15 protein-coding genes and 1 pseudogene are annotated in these 16,374 nt (G+C 59.8%); 7 read left to right on the top strand and 9 right to left on the bottom strand.

The window, feature by feature from the left end; translation table 11 throughout:
• Positions 1-13: 13 nt before the first annotated feature.
• Positions 14-1,141: an acyl-CoA dehydrogenase gene (locus F8N12_RS10610; protein WP_150580384.1), complete on the bottom strand. Its 1,128-nt coding sequence runs from the start codon at positions 1,139-1,141 to the stop codon at positions 14-16.
• 49 nt (positions 1,142-1,190) lie between these two features.
• On the opposite strand from F8N12_RS10610, the pseudogene F8N12_RS27850 reads away from it, so the two are divergent.
• Positions 1,191-1,268, top strand: a pseudogene (locus F8N12_RS27850) (outer membrane lipoprotein carrier protein LolA); the annotation flags it as partial.
• A gap of 9 nt (positions 1,269-1,277) precedes the next feature.
• Here the strand turns inward: F8N12_RS27850 and F8N12_RS10605 are convergent.
• The 4 genes from F8N12_RS10605 to F8N12_RS10590 form a co-directional block, all read right to left on the bottom strand.
• On the bottom strand, positions 1,278-2,471 hold the full coding sequence (locus F8N12_RS10605) for an acetyl-CoA C-acyltransferase (RefSeq protein WP_150580383.1): 1,194 nt from the start codon (positions 2,469-2,471) through the stop codon (positions 1,278-1,280).
• Positions 2,472-2,483: 12 nt separating this feature from the next.
• A complete protein-coding gene (locus F8N12_RS10600; protein ID WP_150580382.1) occupies positions 2,484-3,245 on the bottom strand; it encodes an SDR family NAD(P)-dependent oxidoreductase in 762 nt (253 codons plus the stop codon).
• Between the two features lie 16 nt (positions 3,246-3,261).
• The gene (locus tag F8N12_RS10595) at positions 3,262-4,926 is read right to left on the bottom strand and encodes an AMP-binding protein (RefSeq protein ID WP_150580381.1); all 1,665 of its coding nucleotides are present in this window, start codon (positions 4,924-4,926) and stop codon (positions 3,262-3,264) included.
• Positions 4,927-5,129: 203 nt separating this feature from the next.
• Positions 5,130-6,017: an AraC family transcriptional regulator gene (locus F8N12_RS10590; RefSeq protein ID WP_150580380.1), complete on the bottom strand. Its 888-nt coding sequence runs from the start codon at positions 6,015-6,017 to the stop codon at positions 5,130-5,132.
• A 232-nt stretch (positions 6,018-6,249) separates the two neighbouring features.
• Between F8N12_RS10590 and F8N12_RS10585 the strand changes: the two genes are divergently transcribed.
• Together F8N12_RS10585 and F8N12_RS10580 are read left to right on the top strand one after the other, a co-directional pair.
• Positions 6,250-7,320, top strand: a complete 1,071-nt coding sequence (locus tag F8N12_RS10585; protein WP_150580379.1) for an aldo/keto reductase — start codon at positions 6,250-6,252, stop codon at positions 7,318-7,320.
• A 4-nt stretch (positions 7,321-7,324) separates the two neighbouring features.
• Positions 7,325-7,843 (top strand): nuclear transport factor 2 family protein, encoded by a 519-nt coding sequence (locus tag F8N12_RS10580; RefSeq protein ID WP_150580378.1) that lies wholly within the window; start codon positions 7,325-7,327, stop codon positions 7,841-7,843.
• A gap of 57 nt (positions 7,844-7,900) precedes the next feature.
• On the opposite strand, the gene F8N12_RS10575 is transcribed toward F8N12_RS10580, so the two are convergent.
• Positions 7,901-8,917 carry an AraC family transcriptional regulator gene (locus tag F8N12_RS10575; RefSeq protein ID WP_150580377.1) on the bottom strand — a complete coding sequence of 339 codons (1,017 nt, stop codon included), beginning with the start codon at positions 8,915-8,917 and terminating at the stop codon, positions 7,901-7,903.
• 113 nt (positions 8,918-9,030) lie between these two features.
• Positions 9,031-10,374, bottom strand: a complete 1,344-nt coding sequence (gene pssA / locus F8N12_RS10570) for a CDP-diacylglycerol--serine O-phosphatidyltransferase (RefSeq protein ID WP_150580376.1) — start codon at positions 10,372-10,374, stop codon at positions 9,031-9,033.
• A gap of 168 nt (positions 10,375-10,542) precedes the next feature.
• On the opposite strand from pssA, the gene F8N12_RS10565 reads away from it, so the two are divergent.
• From F8N12_RS10565 to F8N12_RS10555, 3 genes are all read left to right on the top strand, one after another.
• Complete coding sequence (locus F8N12_RS10565; RefSeq protein ID WP_150580375.1) at positions 10,543-11,106, top strand: TetR/AcrR family transcriptional regulator; 564 nt, start codon at positions 10,543-10,545, stop codon at positions 11,104-11,106.
• A gap of 47 nt (positions 11,107-11,153) precedes the next feature.
• Positions 11,154-11,630 (top strand): DUF1348 family protein, encoded by a 477-nt coding sequence (locus F8N12_RS10560; RefSeq protein ID WP_150580374.1) that lies wholly within the window; start codon positions 11,154-11,156, stop codon positions 11,628-11,630.
• 178 nt (positions 11,631-11,808) lie between these two features.
• Positions 11,809-12,588 (top strand): TSUP family transporter, encoded by a 780-nt coding sequence (locus F8N12_RS10555; protein ID WP_150580373.1) that lies wholly within the window; start codon positions 11,809-11,811, stop codon positions 12,586-12,588.
• On the opposite strand, the gene nudC is transcribed toward F8N12_RS10555, so the two are convergent.
• Both nudC and F8N12_RS10545 read right to left on the bottom strand, forming a co-directional pair.
• A complete protein-coding gene (nudC, locus tag F8N12_RS10550) occupies positions 12,556-13,386 on the bottom strand; it encodes an NAD(+) diphosphatase (protein WP_150580372.1) in 831 nt (276 codons plus the stop codon). The genes F8N12_RS10555 and nudC overlap by 33 nt on opposite strands.
• A 6-nt stretch (positions 13,387-13,392) precedes the next feature.
• A complete protein-coding gene (locus F8N12_RS10545; RefSeq protein WP_150580371.1) occupies positions 13,393-14,205 on the bottom strand; it encodes a crotonase/enoyl-CoA hydratase family protein in 813 nt (270 codons plus the stop codon).
• A gap of 577 nt (positions 14,206-14,782) precedes the next feature.
• Between F8N12_RS10545 and glgA the strand changes: the two genes are divergently transcribed.
• Positions 14,783-16,369, top strand: coding sequence for a glycogen synthase GlgA (glgA, locus tag F8N12_RS10540; RefSeq protein WP_150580370.1), 1,587 nt, complete (start codon positions 14,783-14,785; stop codon positions 16,367-16,369).
• Positions 16,370-16,374 lie beyond the last annotated feature (5 nt).

Raw genomic sequence — 16,374 nt, 5'->3', positions numbered from 1 at the left:
AAGGGACTCCTTCTCAAAGATTGCGCGAAATGACCATGCGCTGAATGTCGCTGGTGCCTTCGTAGATCTGGCAAACCCGCACGTCGCGATAAATTCGCTCCAGCGGGAAATCGTTCAGATAACCGTAGCCGCCCAGGGTTTGCAACGCTGATGAACATACCTTTTCGGCCATTTCCGAGGCGAACAGTTTGGCCATCGACGCTTCGACCAGCGCTGGTTTGCCACTGTCGCGCAGGGCCGCGGCGTAATGCACCATCTGCCGCGCCACTGCGATCTGCGTGGCCATGTCGGCCAGACGAAACGCCACGGCCTGATGCTCGATGATCGGTTTGCCGAAACTCTCGCGCTCACGGGCGTAGTCGCGTGCCGCCTCAAACGCAGCTCGGGCCATGCCCACCGACTGCGACGCGATACCGACGCGGCCGCCTTCCAGATTGGCCAGGGCGATGCGATAACCTTCGCCCTCCTCACCCAGTCGATTGGCCACCGGCACTTTGACGTCTTCGAACAGAATCTGGCAGGTGTCCGACGCATGCTGGCCAAGCTTGTCTTCGACGCGGGCGACTTTGTAGCCCGGTGAATCGGTCGGAACGATCAACGCCGTGATGCCGCGTTTGCCGGCGCTCGGGTCAGTCACCGCAAATACGATCACCACGCCGGCGTTCTGCCCGGACGTGATGAATTGTTTGCAGCCATTGAGCACATAGTGATCGCCTTCCAGACGCGCCCGGGTCTTCAAGCCGCTGGCGTCGGACCCGGCCTGCGGTTCGGTGAGGGCGAAAGCGCCGAGCATGGCGCCGCTGGCCAATGGCTTGAGGAAACGCTCTTTCTGTTCATCGCTGCCGTAGTTGAGGATCGGCACGCAGCCGACCGAATTGTGTACGCTCATGATGGTCGAGCAGGCGCCGTCGCCGGCGGCGATTTCTTCCAGGGCCATGGCGTAGGCCAGGTAGCCGGTGTCGCAGCCGCCCCACTGTTCCGGCACCAACATGCCGAAAAAGCCCAGCTCGGCCATCTCGCCGATGGCTTCCCTGGGGAAGCGATGCTCGCGGTCCCATTCGGCAGCGAACGGCTTGAGCCGCTCCTGGGCGAACTGCCGGGCCGCTTCGCTGATCTGCAGTTGTTCGTCGTTGGGAATCATGGATCAACCTTAAGATGTGAATGCCCCTGTAGGAGCGAGCCTGCTCGCGATGGTCGTCAACGATAACGCTGACCACCTGACGCCCCGCGGCGCTCTCCGGATTATCGCGAGCAGGCTCGCTCCTACAGGGATCGGGTTAGTACAGGCACTCAACCGCCATCGCTGTGGCTTCGCCGCCGCCGATGCAGATGGCCGCCACCCCGCGCTTCAACCCTTTCTGGCGCAACGCCGAAAGCAAGGTCACCAGGATTCGTGCACCCGACGCGCCGATCGGGTGGCCCAATGCGCAAGCGCCGCCGTGGACGTTGACCTTCTCTTGGGGGATTTCCAGTTTAGTCATGGTCACCAGACTCACCACCGCGAACGCTTCGTTGACTTCGAACAGCTCGACGTCGTCCATGGACCAGCCGGTTTTCTTCATCAGTTTCTTGATCGCACCCACCGGCGCCACCGGAAACAGGCCCGGGGTATCGGCAAATGCCGCGTGGCCGTGAATGACTGCGAGCGGCTTCAAGCCTTTTTTCTCAGCCTCGGACCGTCGCATCAGCACCAATGCCGCCGCACCGTCGGAAATCGAACTGGAGTTGGCCGCCGTCACCGTTCCGCCTTCGCGGAATGCTGGTTTCAGCGAGGCAATTTTGTCCAGTTTGGCCTTTGGCGGCTGTTCGTCGTTGCTGATGACCACCTGCTCTTTGCCGACGGTCACCGTCAGCGGCACGATCTCGTCCTTGAAGCTGCCGTCATTGATCGCCTGCTGCGCGCGGGTGGTCGAGGCGATGGCAAACCCGTCCTGATCTTCCCGGCTGAAGCCGTTGGTTTCAGCGCAGTCCTCAGCAAAGGTGCCCATCAGGCGGCCCTTGTCGTAGGCGTCTTCGAGACCATCGAGGAACATGTGATCGAGCACGCGACCGTGGCCCATGCGGTAACCGCTGCGCGCACGGTCCAGCAGGTACGGCGAGTTGGACATGCTTTCCATGCCACCGGCGACTACCACCTCGGCGCTGCCGGCGATTAGCATGTCGTGGGCCAGAATCGCCGCTTCCATGCCCGAGCCGCACATTTTGTTGAGCGTGGTGCATCGGGTCGATTTATCCAGCCCGGCACCCAGCGCAGCCTGACGTGCAGGCGCCTGGCCCAGGCCGGCGGACAGCACACAGCCAAACAACACTTCTTCGACCGTATCAGCGGCTATACCGGCGCGTTCGACCGCTGCGCGGATGGCGGCTGCGCCGAGTTGCGGAGCGGTCAGGCTTTTCAGTTCACCCTGAAAGCCACCCATCGGCGTGCGCACAGCGCTGACAATAACAATCGGATCGTTGGCAATCGTCATGACGAATTCCTCTTACTTGGCGGCCATGCGCAAGGCGCCGTCGAGACGGATCACCTCGCCGTTGAGCATGCTGTTTTCAATAATATGCCGAACCAGCGCAGCGTACTCGGAAGGTTTACCCAGGCGCGGCGGGAACGGCACGCCGGCAGCCAGGGAGTCGCGTACTTCCGGGGTCATGCCGGCCATCATCGGCGTTTCGAAAATGCCCGGGGCGACGGTCATCACACGGATGCCAAAGCGCGCCAGTTCCCGCGCGGCGGGCAAGGTCAGGCTGGCAATCGCACCTTTGGAAGCGGCATAGGCCGCCTGACCGATCTGACCGTCGAAGGCGGCGACCGACGCTGTATTGATGATCACGCCGCGTTCACCGTCGCCATCCGCTTCGGTCTCGGCAATCGCTGCGGCGGCAAGGCGCAGCATGTTGAAGCTGCCGATCAGGTTGACATTGAACACCTGGCTGAAATTGGCCAATACGTGCGGGCCGTTTTTGCCCAGGATTTTTTCGCCCCGCACGATGCCCGCGCAGTTGACCAGACCATTGAGGCCGCCAAACGCTTTGACCGTCGCCTCAACCGCCGCCTCGGCGGCGGTTTCATTGCTGATGTCGGCCACGACACTCTGCGCGCCCAGACGCAGGGCCTGAGCCGCGAGCGCGTCGGCGTTCATGTCTACGAGCATCACTTTGGCGCCGGCTGCGATCAGCATTTCAGCCGTCGCTGCTCCGAGCCCGGAGGCGCCGCCAGTGACGATAAAAATCTTGTTCTCGATCTGCATCATTGTTTCCCTGGGTTCAAGCTGATGGGGTCTTGGCCGCGGCCTCCTGGGCCTTGGCGATTTCCTGGTTACGCAAGATAAAGCGCTGCAATTTGCCGCTGGGGGTCTTCGGCAGTTCACTGACAAATTCGATTTCACGCGGGTATGAGTGCGCGGCCAGGCGCTTGCGGACGTGCTGCCGCAGTTCTTCGGCCAGCTCTGGCGCGGCGCGGTATTGCGTGCTGAGCACGACAAAGGCTTTGACCAGTTCGGTGCGCTCCGGATCAGGCTTGCCGACCACCGCAGCTTCAATAACCGCCGGGTGTTCGATCAACGCACTTTCGACGTCGAACGGGCCGACGCGGTAGCCGGATGTGGTAATCACATCGTCACTGCGCCCGACAAAGCTGATGCTGCCGTCCGGGTTCCACTCAACGGTATCGCCGCTCAAATAATAGTTGCCGACGAACGCTTTGGTCGGCCCGCCTTCGTAACCAGCAAACCAGCACATCGGCGACTGGCTGCGATCAATCGCCAGAATGCCCGGCTGACCGATGCCCAGTTCGGCGTATTGATCATCCAGCACCACGATGCGATGGCCCGGCGAGGCGAAACCGGCAGCGCCCATGTGGATCGGATGGTCCAGCCCATGGTGATTGCACAGGACCATGCCCAATTCGGTCTGGCCGTAATGGTCGTGAATCACCACGCCAAGTTGATCATTGAACCAGCGGATGACTTCCGGGTTCAGCGGTTCGCCGGCGCTGCTGACGATGCGCAACCTGCCCTTGATCGATTTGGCGAAGTCGTCGCCACCGGCGATCAGCAGGCGATACGCGGTTGGCGAGCCGGTGAGGTTGCTGATTTTGTATTTGTTGATCACCCGGCAGGTGCTCTCGAGGGTGAACGGGCCATCGTAGAACGTGATCGGATGCCCCATCGCCATGGGTCCGGTGACACCGAAATAAATGTCGTAGGCCCAGCCGGGATCTGCCACGTTCCAGAAGGCATCTTCCGGGCGCAGGTCGACGGCGTCGCGGGTGTAACGCTCAAAGGCGACGATCGCCTTGAGCGGCACGGACAAAGATTTAGACGGGCCGGTGGTGCCCGAAGTGAACATCAGCAAAAACGGGTCTTCGCCACTGAGCATGACCGGTGCGCAGTCAGCGGAATAATTGGCCAGTTCGGCCCAGAAGCTGAAATCGCCGCGGACGATGCCCTGCCCTTTGCCGCCGCCGACGGTGACGATGGTCGGGCAGTCGGCGACTTCGGCGAGTTTCGGGCGGTTGACCGCATCGCTGACCACCACTTTGGCGCAAGAACTGCTCAAGCGATGTTCGATCGCTTTGGGGCCGAACGCCGTGAAGAGCGGCTGATAGACGGCGCCGATGCGCCAGGTGGCGAACACGGTAATCAACAATTCGATATTGCGCGGCAGCAGGCCGGCAACCTTGTCGCCCTTCTTCACACCCTGGGCCAGCAGGAAATTGGCGAAACGCGCGGCTTTGTCCTGCAGTTCGCTGAAGGTGTACGTCGCACTGTCGCCGTCGCGCCCTTCCCAGAACAGCGCGATACGCCCGGGCAAAGCATGGCGGTCGCAACACTCGACGCAGGCGTTGAGCGCCGTCAGATCACCCGACAGCGCGGCATCGACGGTGGTCTGGTAATCGAACTGTGAGGTGGCAGACAAGTAATCGCGCATGACCAGAATCCCTCTGTTTTCTTATTAGGTTGGGGAACCGAATTCAACAGGGAAATAGTCGCGCTGTGTGAGGCGTGGGGCAATGGTCAAAGCGGCCAAGTTGGTTGACTGGTTTGGCCATGGTGTGAGAGCGCCTGGTGATGGGGCGCGCAGAGCCAGCTTTCAGCGCGGTGCTGCGTGCCAGACGAGCGCAAAACCGGGCGCTACCTGCCATGCGCCAGGCGAAAGCGACTTGCATCCTTGGCCGGTGGTGTCCCGAACAGCCGGGAATAGTCGCGGCTGAATTGCGAGGGGCTGTCGTACCCCACGGTATGTCCGGCACTGGCTGCGTCCAGACCATCGGTGACCATAAGACGACGCGCCTCCTGCATCCGCAACTGAGTTCTGAACGCCAAGGGGCTCATGGCCGTGACCGCCTTGAAATGTTCATGGAATGCGGAGCGACTCATGCCGGCGACCCTGACTAAATCATCTATACGACAGGCATCCTTGAAATTCCCTCTGATCCATAAAATCGCACGCGCGATCTGCCCGTGCCGGCTATCAGACTGAGACATCGCGTGGATGACTCCGCCACTTGGCCCGGTAAACAATCTGTAGAAGATCTCACGTGTGGTGAGCGGTCCAAGCGCCTCGATATCTGCCGGTGTATCAAGCAGCGTAACCAGTCTCGTGACCGCATCGAGCAGTCCAGAAGTCATCTCATTGACCGTCAGGCCTGCGCTGACTGCGCTTTGAGCGGGTGAGCGCGGATATCTCAACGCCAGCTCCCCGAGTGCTGTCGAGTCGAGGTCGAGTTGAACGCTCATGTAAGGGTGCAAGGCACTCGCCTCGATGACCGTGCCCACCACGGGAAGCCCCACCGAGGCAACCAGATAACTGGTCGGGTCGTAATGAAGCACGCTGGCGCCGAGCGTGGCCCGCTTTCGCCCCTGCGCGACGAAGCAGGCTGTCGGTTCATAGATGACAGGCATCGGCATCGTTGGCTCTGACCATCGAATCAGCTTCACGCCGGGGATCGGACATTCGAAGGTCCCGTCTTGTGGCGTGTGCCGGGCTATTGCGTCACGGAATTGTTCGAGCTGAGTCATTGGCATTAGTCCACTTTGCGCTCATTGCACCGGGCCTGGAGGCTGCGTCGGCATTATCCAAGGCGTGTGGATGATCGTGCAATCATTCAGGAAAAGCGTTCTACCGGCACCGTCCCTATCTCAAGAAAATGAGCACAGGAAAACCGTGAGCTTCTCTTGCGCTGGCGATGGCATCAGCCGGGATACCAGTGACGACAGCTCTACCCTCTGACGATCCTGTGAGGACGCAAGCATGGCTAACCAAACGTTGCTGAATAATTACCGCTTACTCGGCTGCTCCGGTCTTCGGGTATCGCCCCTGACATTGGGCACCATGACCTTCGGGTCTGATTGGGGCTGGGGCGCGGATGACGCAGAAGCGAAACGCATCTTTGATGCCTATGTGGACCGCGGAGGAAACTTCATCGACACCGCGGTCAACTACACCAATGGAGCCTCCGAGCGGATCCTCGGTGGATTTATCAAAGAAAAGCGTGAACGGATCATTCTGGCGACCAAATTCACAATGGCGCGGGACGCGCAGAACATCAACTCCGGGGGCAATCATCGCTTGAACCTGGTGCGCTCGGTTGAGACCAGTCTTCGCCAGCTGGATACCGACCGCATCGACCTGTTGTACCTGCATTCCTGGGATTTCACGACGACGCCTGACGAGGTGATGCGAAGTCTCGATGCCCTCGTCCAGTCGGGCAAGATTCTCTATGTCGGCATTTGCAACACGCCGGCCTGGCGGGTCGCACAGATGCAAACACTGGCAGACCTTCGCGGCTGGTCGCCTTTTGTCGCACTGCAGATCGGCTATAGCCTGGTCGAGCGTACCGTCGAGCATGAGCTCATGCCGATGGCGCAAGCGATGGGCCTTGGCGTTCTGCCGTGGTCACCCCTCGGCGGGGGAATACTCACCGGCAAATACAGCCGCGCCGACCTGTCGAGCGAGAATGAGGCGAATGTCTCGGCAACGCGCAAGGGCGTGATTGCCTCGTCGGGCCATCTCAACGAGCATGCGCTGGCCATCGCGGACGTAGTGGGTGAGATAGCCGAAGAGCTACACGCCTCGCGCTCGCAAGTTGCACTTGCCTGGACGTTGCAGCATCCGGCGGTGGTCTCGCCGGTGATGGGCGCGCGCACGCTGGAACAGGCTGAGGACAATTTCGGCGCGCTGGACGTCACATTCACAGCGGACCAGCTGAAGCGCCTTGACCTGGCCAGCGCGATCGCGCCTATTTTCCCGGAGAACTTCATCGGCCGTCCGATGGCCCAGCAACTTATCTTCGGCAAGAACACCGTCGCGGTTCGGAGGTAATGCCATGACCCGCATAACGATTGCAAAGGGTTTTACCACGGCCGTATTTTGCGCGGTTCTTGTTGGCTTTACAGTGCCAGCCCTGGCCGAGGTAGCGCCCACACAGGCGGCGCCCATCGCGCACAACAGAGCCGTCGTTTCGGCGGCTTTCGATCGTTGGGCCGCCGGTGGTTCCGGTTTCTTCAACGAAGTGTTGGCGCCTGACGTCGTCTGGACGATCAAGGGCTCCGGGCCAAGTGCGGGGACCTACCACGGCCGGGATGACTTGATGGCGCGGGCGGTCCGCCCCCTCGCAACCCGCCTGAGCACGCCGATCCGGCCGGTCGCGAAACGAATCTGGGCCGAAGGCGCTCACGTCATCGTCAACTGGGAGGGGCAAGCCCTCGCGCGCGACGGCAAGCCCTACACCAACAGTTACGTCTGGATCTTGCGCATGGAGGGAGGCCGGGCGACCGAGGTGACAGCGTTTCTTGACCTGGTTGCCTATGATGACGTGCTGCGTCGCATTCCCCAGCCAGATTAGAGGCGCAATGCTCGCCTCTGGGGTCGCCGGTGGAAGGTCAGTCAATCCGAGGTTCGATCAATCAGCCTCGTTCAAAATCAGACTCCGATAATGCCCCGGATTCGACCCCGACCACTTGCGGAACGCCTTGTAGAACGAGCTCGCATCGGCGAACCCCAGCCGCGTGGCGATCTCGGCAAAACTGATCGCCGGCTCGGCCAGCCAGACAATCGCCAACTCCTTGCGCACGCTGTCCTTGAGCCCTTGATAGGTCTGCCCTTCCTCGGCCAGACGCCGACGCAACGTCGAGGCGGACATGCACAATTGCTGCGCCAGCGCCTCGGTTTCCGGCCAATGCTCGGCGGGCAAATGGCGCAAATCATGTTTGATCCGGCTGGCCAGGCTCTGCGGGTCGCGGTACTTGACCAGGATGTTTGCCGGCGCATGAGCAAGGAAACGCTTGAGCTCTTCAGCGCTGCGCTTGATCGGCAGGTCCAGGCAATCGGCAGAAAAAATCATACGGGTGCGGGGCCGATCAAAGCGCAGGTTTTGCGAAAACATAACTTGGTAATCGTCGCAGAAATCCGGCGCCGCACAGCGCAACTCCACGGCCAGAATCGGGATCCGCCGCCCTGCCAGCCAGCACGCAACGCCGTGCACGATCATCCAGTAAGTGAAATAGGTGAAGGCCCGACGCGGGTCGCGATCGTCTTCGAGCAGGACAATTTCCGCCAGGCTCTGCTGACGCACCAGTTGCGCCGGCAGTTGCTCGAGCATCAGCGAGAGAAAGTCGAGACCCGAGGTCAAGCCCGCCGCAAGGGTGGACTGGGCCATCGCACAGCGGCACAGAAAGGCCAGGCTACCCGACTTGAGCTCGCGCGGGTCCATGCCAAAGAACTCGTCGTCGCGGCGCCGGGCCAGCAAACGCCACAACCGCGCATACGCAGTGGCCGGGACGCGGGCCGTGGGGTTTGTTAACAACCCGGGATCGATGCCAACCTTGTTCAGTACCTCGACGGTGGCCGCGCCCGGCGCGCAACTTTGCAACAGCGCTTCACGCACCAGTTGGATAGAGATGGTGTCTTTTTCCGCCATGGAACGAGGTGGGCCATGTTGTTTTCAGGATGATGCGCATAGTAGCGCATGGCGGTGCTTTGAAGCCTTTGCACCGTGAGCTTGAGCACAATCAACGGACAATCCCGAGCTGTTTACAGAATCCGGTACAGCCAACGCTCAATGCGCACCCGACTCACGCGCTTGAGAAACTTCGCTACCCCGGCCGGATAGTCCGGCATCGTCTGCAAATCCTGATACCGCTCGATCCGCGAAGTGTGCTGAAAAATCTCTTGCAGTTCCCGTGCGCGAGGCTCAAGCATTTCGCCGTGTGGATCATCGATCAGCACGCCGTTTTCCAGGTCAAGACGGAAAGCCCGCGGGTTGAGGTTGTTGCCGGTCAGCAAGGTGTAGCGCTCATCGACCCACATGCCTTTGAGGTGATAGGTGTGTTCTCCATCCTTCCACAGGTGCAGGTTCAACTGGCCACTCTCGACGCTGCGACTGTGGCGCTTGGCGAAGCGCCGCAGACTGATTTCATAAAGGTACGGCAGCGCCGAAATCACCTTGAACGGCTCGCTCGGCGGGATGTAGAAATCGTTGGCCGTCTTGTCGCCCACCACAATGTCGATCTTCACCCCGCGCGCCAGTGCCCGATTGATTTCCCGGGTCACGGCCAGTGGCAGATTGAAATACGGCGTGCAGATAGTCAGTTGGTATTTGGCGCTGGCAATCAATTCGCAGATGACCCGGCTCAGAGGGTTATTCTTGCCGACTCCCAATAGCGGGCTGACCGACAAACCGTTCCTGGCGGTACTGCCGGCAGTGGTGTCATACGCGGCATGTTTGAGGCGACTGCGCAGGTCGCCGATGTCATTGCGCAGGCTGCGGGTGGTGGGCAGATTCGGCAGATCGAGACGGTGAACTGCCTTGGAGGCGATCAGGCCGTGCTGAATCAGGTGCTGCATCGAATCGGCCAGCGCGGCGTTGTTCAACAGGTGATAGCGGTCGTACCGGTACTTGTCGAATTTGTGCAGATAGACGTTGTTCAGGCTCGCGCCGCTGTAAATCACGCAGTCGTCGATAACAAAACCTTTCAGATGCAAGACGCCGAACAGCTCACGGGTTTGCACCGGAACGCCGTATATCGGTACTTCGCTTTGATGCGTACGAGTCGCTTCCTGATACCACGCCGAGTTGCCCGGCTGTTTGCCGGCGCCGATCAAACCGCGCTGGGCGCGCAACCAGTCGACCACCACCACCACGTCCAGCTCCGGACGCGCCAGTTTGGCTGCGTGCAAGGCATCGAGAATTTCCTGGCCGGCTTCATCCTGTTGCAGGTACAGCGCAACGATGTAGATGCGCCGGGTCGCGCTGGCGATCTGCTCCAGCAGGCAACGGCGAAATTCGGCAGCGCCGGAGAGAATGGTGACGGCCTCGGCGGTCAGCGGGAAACTGCGCAGTTTAGGCAGCAGGGAGCGTTTGAAAAGCGACGGCATAGGGCTCGCAATGGGTCGAATCCGAAGAGCTCTAGAGCTTACACCATGCACAGGCTCGGGTCTTGTGGCGTGCCTGATCTTCTCCGGGCAACCTTGCGCCCTTAGCATTTTGTCGGCCAGGAAAAATATCGGCTTGACCATGGAGAACGACCGTTCTACTGTTAGCGCATGAACCCGATTATTGATAATCAAACCCGCGATATCATCCTGGACGTCGCCGAGAAGCTGATCTACAAAAGTGGCATCTCTGCTACCGGTGTGGATTTGCTGGTGAAGACGGCTGGGGTTTCGAGGAAAAGCATTTACCGATATTTCGCCAATAAGGAGGCGTTGACTGTCGCCGCCTTGCAACGTCGCGATGTTCGCTGGATGCACTGGTACCAGACTGAGGTGAACAAAGCACACACCCCTGGCGCACGCCTGCTCAGCCTGTTTACCGTGTTGAAGACCTGGTTTGCCTCGGAGGGCTTTCGGGGCTGCGCGTTTATCAATACCGCTGGGGAAACCGGCGACCCCCACGATCCGGTCCGCCTCGTGGCCAGGGAGCATAAACGAAAGCTGCTCGACTACGTGTGCGAGCTCTGTACCGAGCATGGCGTTGCGGATCCGCTGAAAGTCGCCAGGCAATTGTTGATCCTGATTGACGGTGCTATCACCGTGGCACTGATCATGGGTGATCACAATGCTGCGGATGATGCGCAATATATGGCGCGAAAGTTGTTGGATCTGTAACTCGTTGATAACTGACTACGTGGTTAACCTGATAGAGAGACGTTGATATGTCCAGTGCAGAAGTCCGTCCACCATTGCCGCCTTTCACCCGTGAATCGGCGATTGAAAAGATCCGCCTGGCCGAAGACGGCTGGAACTCGCGCGACCCTGATCGGGTGTCGCTGGCGTATACGCTGGACACGCAATGGCGTAACCGCGCCGAGTTCGCGCACAACCGGGAAGAAGCGAAAAACTTCCTCACGCGCAAATGGGCCAAGGAACTGGATTATCGCCTGATCAAGGAGCTTTGGGCTTTTACCGATAACCGCATCGCCGTGCGCTATGCCTATGAATGGCACGACGATTCGGGCAACTGGTTTCGTTCCTATGGCAATGAGAACTGGGAGTTTGATGAAAACGGCCTGATGGCCAATCGGTTCGCCTGTATCAATGACCTGCCTATCAAAGAAAGCGAGCGCAAGTTCCACTGGCCACTGGGCCGCCGTCCGGATGACCACGAGGGTCTGTCGGAGTTGGGGTTGTAATCACCGGTCAACCCGTAGTGACTGGAGCCGAATGCAAAATATTCGGCCGATACAAAAACCGGGAGGAGCCGGGCTTGCCCGCGATGGGGCCGCAGTGGTCGCTGCCCGATCCGGATATGGGTAAGATATCTGCCCTCCCCGCAGCTCAAATCTGCCCCCCGCCGAATAAGTCGATTCCATGCCCTTCGAACTCAGCGTTGACCTTACCACCCTGGCCATCCTCGCGGTCGTTGCCTTTATTGCCGGTTTCATCGACGCCATTGCCGGCGGCGGTGGGTTGTTGACCACGCCTGCGCTATTAACCGCAGGTCTGCCACCGCACCTGGTGCTGGGTACCAACAAGCTCAGTTCGACCTTTGGCTCGGCGACCGCCAGTTTCACCTTCTACCGGCGCAAGCTGTTCCATCCCCGGCAATGGGTTCACGCGATTGTCGGCACGCTGATCGGCGCGTTGACCGGGGCCGTGGTCGCGCACTACCTGCCCGCCGAATGGCTGAACAAAATGCTCCCGGTGATCGTATTCGGCTGCGGTCTCTATCTGCTGTTCGGCGGCACACCCAAAGCACCTCTGGACAGCGACGCGCCGATCAAGAAGAAATGGCAATCAACCCAAGGCTTCACCCTTGGTTTTTACGACGGTGTGGCCGGCCCCGGTACCGGCGCGTTCTGGACGGTGAGCAGCATGCTCATGTACCCGATCGATCTGGTCAAAGCCAGCGGTGTCGCGCGCAGCATGAACTTCGTCAGCAACATCGCGGCGCTGTCGGTGTTTATCTTCTCGGGTCAGGTGGACTGGATCATCGGCCTGAGCATGGGCCTGTCGGTGATGGTCGGCGCATTCTTCGGCGCACGCACCGCCATCAGCGGCGGCGCGAAGTTCATCCGGCCGGTATTCATCACCGTCGTGCTCGGCCTGACCGTGCGCCTAGCCTGGCAGCACTGGTTCAGCGTGGCCTAGCCGGCGCGCCACGTAGGCATCGATCAGGTAACGTGCAATCGAGCGCGACGCCGGCAACGGCGGCAGATCATGCACGTTGAACCACTGGGCATCCTCGATTTCGTCCTCCTGACAGACGATTTCGCCCCCGGCATATTCAGCATGAAAACCCAGCATCATCGAATGCGGAAACGGCCAGCACTGGCTGCCCATGTACTGGATGTTCTTCACCTCGATCTGCACTTCCTCGCGAACCTCGCGAATCAGGCAGTCCTCGGCGGATTCGCCGGGCTCAGCAAAGCCCGCCAGCGTGCTGTAAACCCCCGCGACAAAACGAGGCGAGCGCGCCAGCAGAATTTCATCGCCGCGGGTAATCAGCACAATCATGCTCGGCGAAATCCGCGGGTAAAAACGCAGATCACAAGGCTGACAATACATGGCCCGCTCACGCGGCACTTGATGCGTGGCCTGCCCGCAATTCCCGCAGAAGCGATGTTCACGGGCCCAGGTGCCGATTTGCGCGGCATAGCCGAGCACCTGGAACAGCGTGTGATCACCCTCAAGCATGAACGCCCGCAGCCCTTTCCAGTTGCAACCCGCTACCTCGCTGGAACTGCGCAGTTCCAGCAGATATACCGGCTCACCATCGAAATGGCCGATGCCATGTTCGGCCAGCACCGACAAATCCTGACGCTTGAGCCATTCACGCGGGAACAGCGCGCCATTGTCATCGCTAAGAAAGCCATCGGGGCTTCGCGCAACGGCCCAGCCGCCAGGTTGATCGGTGTCCAGTACTGCAGTGGTCCAGCGTGAAGTCATGTTCTCTCAATCCAGAAATTCGGGTTTCTGTTTGCTCATATGGGCGGCCATGGCCACGCGCAGATCGTTGGATTGCAGCATGGCGGCGTTCCAGGTGGCAACGTATTCCAGACCGTCGTCAATACGATGGTCGCGCATATAGCTGATCATCTCTTTGGTGCCGCTGATGGCGATCGGTGACTTGGTGGCGATCTCGCGGGCGATGCCCATCACGCTGTCAAGCAGGCTGGCCGAGTCGCTGTAGACCCTGTTGACCAGGCCGATCTCGCGCGCTTCTGCGGCACCAAAGGTGCGACCGGTGTAAGCCAGTTCCCGAAGCATGCCGTCCCCGATGATCCGCGGCAAGCGTTGCAGGGTGCCAACGTCGGCGGCCATCCCGATGTCGATTTCCTTGATGGAGAATTGCGCGTCCTCGGCGGCGTAGCGCATATCACAAGCCGCAATCAGGTCGATTGCGCCACCCAGGCAATAGCCTTGAATAGCCGCCAGTACCGGTTTGCGGCAATTGTCCACGGCATTGAAAGATGCCTGCAGCGCCAGAATTTTACGGCGCAGCAGACGCGCGTTGCGCCCGACGTCCTTGCCCATTTCGTTGGCCACGCCGGCCAGCAGCATCAGGTCGATACCGGAAGAAAAATGTTTGCCGGCACCACTGAGCACCACCACGCGTACTTCGTCGGTGTCATCGATCCACTGAAATATCTCAATGATCTCACTCCAGAAGGCAGCGTTCATCGAATTGATCTTTTCCGGGCGATTGATCTGCACATGGGCAATCTTGTTCGCCAGTTCGACGGTGAATGCGGTGTATTCAGACATGGCAGCGATCCTTTACCGGGAAAAAACGAGGTCGGGACTATACCAAGGAGGGGCAGCGACGAGTAAGGCAGCGCTTCAGCCAAACACAGGACTTAACGCTGCATCATGTTGGTGCGAAAGGATTATGTTCGCGTGCTTCCTTACATGACGGACAAGTCATTTTGTACTCGCAGAGAAAATTAAAACCGCCCTTCGTCGGTGCAATTGCAGATTCATCCGGCACGTTCGTACCGCTTTGAACCGATTGTCGAACAATTTTGCCATCCGCACTGCGCCGCTCTATGGTCTGGCCTAGACTGATTTCCGGGGGCGTAAACCGGTTAGTCACAAAGCGCGAAAATAATCGAAACTTTTGCCGCTGCTGACCGGTCCTCTAAATGGTAGGTGGGTTGCACTGGTGCAATCCTTGCAACCTGCACTCCAGTCGTTCCGTTTTAGCGCATGGGTAGCATTTGCTCACCGTGCGCAGCGCACTTGTGCCCCGCACTTGTGCCTCGCACTCGTACCCGGCCACAGGAATTGGCCACGAAACATTGCTCGCCAGACCAGAATTAGATCAATAACACGGGAGATTCAAATGATCAGTGCGGCTTTAGATATTCAGGGAGAACGTGCTCATCAGCAGGTCGGCGAATCGAGCACCTTGAGCGTGACCAGCAACACCCCGGTGATCGTCCCGGGAGTTCGCACGCTCACCCCGACGCCGAGCCAGAATCCGAATCGCAAGAAAGTCCTGTTCGTTACTTCGGAAATCGCCGATCTGGTGAAAACCGGGGGTCTGGGCGACGTCTCCGCGGCGTTGCCCCGCGCCATGGCGCATCTGCATGATGTGCGCGTGCTCATCCCCGGTTATCCGCAAGTGCTGAACAGCGAGAATCCGATCCACATCATTGGTGAGCTGGGCGGCCATGCCGCGCTGCCGCCATGCAAGATCGGGCGTATGGACATGCCTGACGGTCTGGTCATCTACGTGTTGATGTGCCCTGAGCTCTATGAGCGCGAAGGTTCGCCGTACGGCGCCAACAACGGCCGCGACTGGCCGGACAACCATATTCGTTTCGCCCGTCTGGGCCTGGCTGCGGCTGATATTGCCGCAAATCTGGCGCAAATCCATTGGTGCCCGGATCTGGTGCATGCCCATGACTGGCCGGCGGGCCTGGCGCCTGCTTACATGCACTGGCGCGGTCAGCGTACGCCAACGCTGTTTACCATTCACAATCTCGCCTACCAGGGCGTGATCGGCCTGGGTTCCTGCCCGGAACTGGGCATTCCCACGCATGCGTTGCAGCAAGAAGGCATGGAGTTCTACGGCAAGATGTCGTACCTCAAAGCGGGTATGGCTTATGCGAGCCACATCACCACTGTCAGCGCGACCTACGCCCAGGAAATCACCACGCCGGCCTTCGGCTGTGGTCTTGACGGCTTTCTCGCCGCCAAGACCCAGCAAGGCCTGCTCAGCGGCATCCCCAATGGCATCGATGAGAGCTGGGATGCGGCAACCGACACCCATCTGTTCCGCCCGTTCCAGATTGGCGATTGGGAAGGCAAGGCCGTCAATGCCGCGCACGTTCGCGAGCTGTTCGGTCTGCAAGACTCCAAAGGCCCTTTGTTTGCCGTGGTATCGCGACTGGTCTTCCAGAAAGGCCTGGACCTGACCGAAGGCGTGACTGAATACATCGTCAAGTCCGGTGGCCAGATAGCAATCATCGGCCGTGGCGAACCGGAAGAAGAACAGGCCATGCGTGAACTGGCCCTGCGTTTTCCCGGGCAAGTGGGTGTACGCATCGGCTTCAATGAAACCGATGCACGGCGCATGTTCGCCGGCAGCGATTTCCTGCTGATGCCCTCGCGCTATGAGCCTTGTGGCTTGAGCCAGATGTACGCGCAGCGCTTTGGCTCCTTGCCGGTTGCACGCAACACCGGTGGCCTGGCCGACACTATTGAAAACGGCGTGACTGGTTTCCTGTTCGACGAATCCTCGGTGGAAAGCTACCAGGAAGCGTTGAGCCGGGCCTTCAAGGTTTTCGCTTACCCCGACTTGCTCAACGCCATGCGTTGCCGCGCGATGACCGCTCCCTTCAACTGGAGCAAAGCCGTTGAACCCTATGCCGAACTTTATGAACAACTCGTCGCTAAAGCGCTCGGTAAATCGCACAGACAGTAAGAGGT

Origin of the sequence: Pseudomonas fluorescens, assembly GCF_902497625.1 — a bacterium.
Taxonomy (GTDB): domain Bacteria; phylum Pseudomonadota; class Gammaproteobacteria; order Pseudomonadales; family Pseudomonadaceae; genus Aquipseudomonas; species Aquipseudomonas fluorescens_BQ.
Note: the sequence above shows the minus strand (reverse complement) of the source record. Positions and strands in the feature narration are given on the sequence as shown.

Bases quoted from the DNA above. Each gene is read 5' to 3' on its own strand.
- F8N12_RS10610 (WP_150580384.1), bottom strand. From the start codon at position 1,141: ATGATTCCCAACGACGAACAACTGCAGATCAGCGAAGCGGCCCGGCAG.
- F8N12_RS10605 (WP_150580383.1), bottom strand. From the start codon at position 2,471: ATGACGATTGCCAACGATCCGATTGTTATTGTCAGCGCTGTGCGCACG.
- F8N12_RS10600 (WP_150580382.1), bottom strand. From the start codon at position 3,245: ATGCAGATCGAGAACAAGATTTTTATCGTCACTGGCGGCGCCTCCGGG.
- F8N12_RS10595 (WP_150580381.1), bottom strand. From the start codon at position 4,926: ATGCGCGATTACTTGTCTGCCACCTCACAGTTCGATTACCAGACCACC.
- F8N12_RS10590 (WP_150580380.1), bottom strand. From the start codon at position 6,017: ATGACTCAGCTCGAACAATTCCGTGACGCAATAGCCCGGCACACGCCA.
- F8N12_RS10585 (WP_150580379.1), top strand. From the start codon at position 6,250: ATGGCTAACCAAACGTTGCTGAATAATTACCGCTTACTCGGCTGCTCC.
- F8N12_RS10580 (WP_150580378.1), top strand. From the start codon at position 7,325: ATGACCCGCATAACGATTGCAAAGGGTTTTACCACGGCCGTATTTTGC.
- F8N12_RS10575 (WP_150580377.1), bottom strand. From the start codon at position 8,917: ATGGCGGAAAAAGACACCATCTCTATCCAACTGGTGCGTGAAGCGCTG.
- pssA (WP_150580376.1), bottom strand. From the start codon at position 10,374: ATGCCGTCGCTTTTCAAACGCTCCCTGCTGCCTAAACTGCGCAGTTTC.
- F8N12_RS10565 (WP_150580375.1), top strand. From the start codon at position 10,543: ATGAACCCGATTATTGATAATCAAACCCGCGATATCATCCTGGACGTC.
- F8N12_RS10560 (WP_150580374.1), top strand. From the start codon at position 11,154: ATGTCCAGTGCAGAAGTCCGTCCACCATTGCCGCCTTTCACCCGTGAA.
- F8N12_RS10555 (WP_150580373.1), top strand. From the start codon at position 11,809: ATGCCCTTCGAACTCAGCGTTGACCTTACCACCCTGGCCATCCTCGCG.
- nudC (WP_150580372.1), bottom strand. From the start codon at position 13,386: ATGACTTCACGCTGGACCACTGCAGTACTGGACACCGATCAACCTGGC.
- F8N12_RS10545 (WP_150580371.1), bottom strand. From the start codon at position 14,205: ATGTCTGAATACACCGCATTCACCGTCGAACTGGCGAACAAGATTGCC.
- glgA (WP_150580370.1), top strand. From the start codon at position 14,783: ATGATCAGTGCGGCTTTAGATATTCAGGGAGAACGTGCTCATCAGCAG.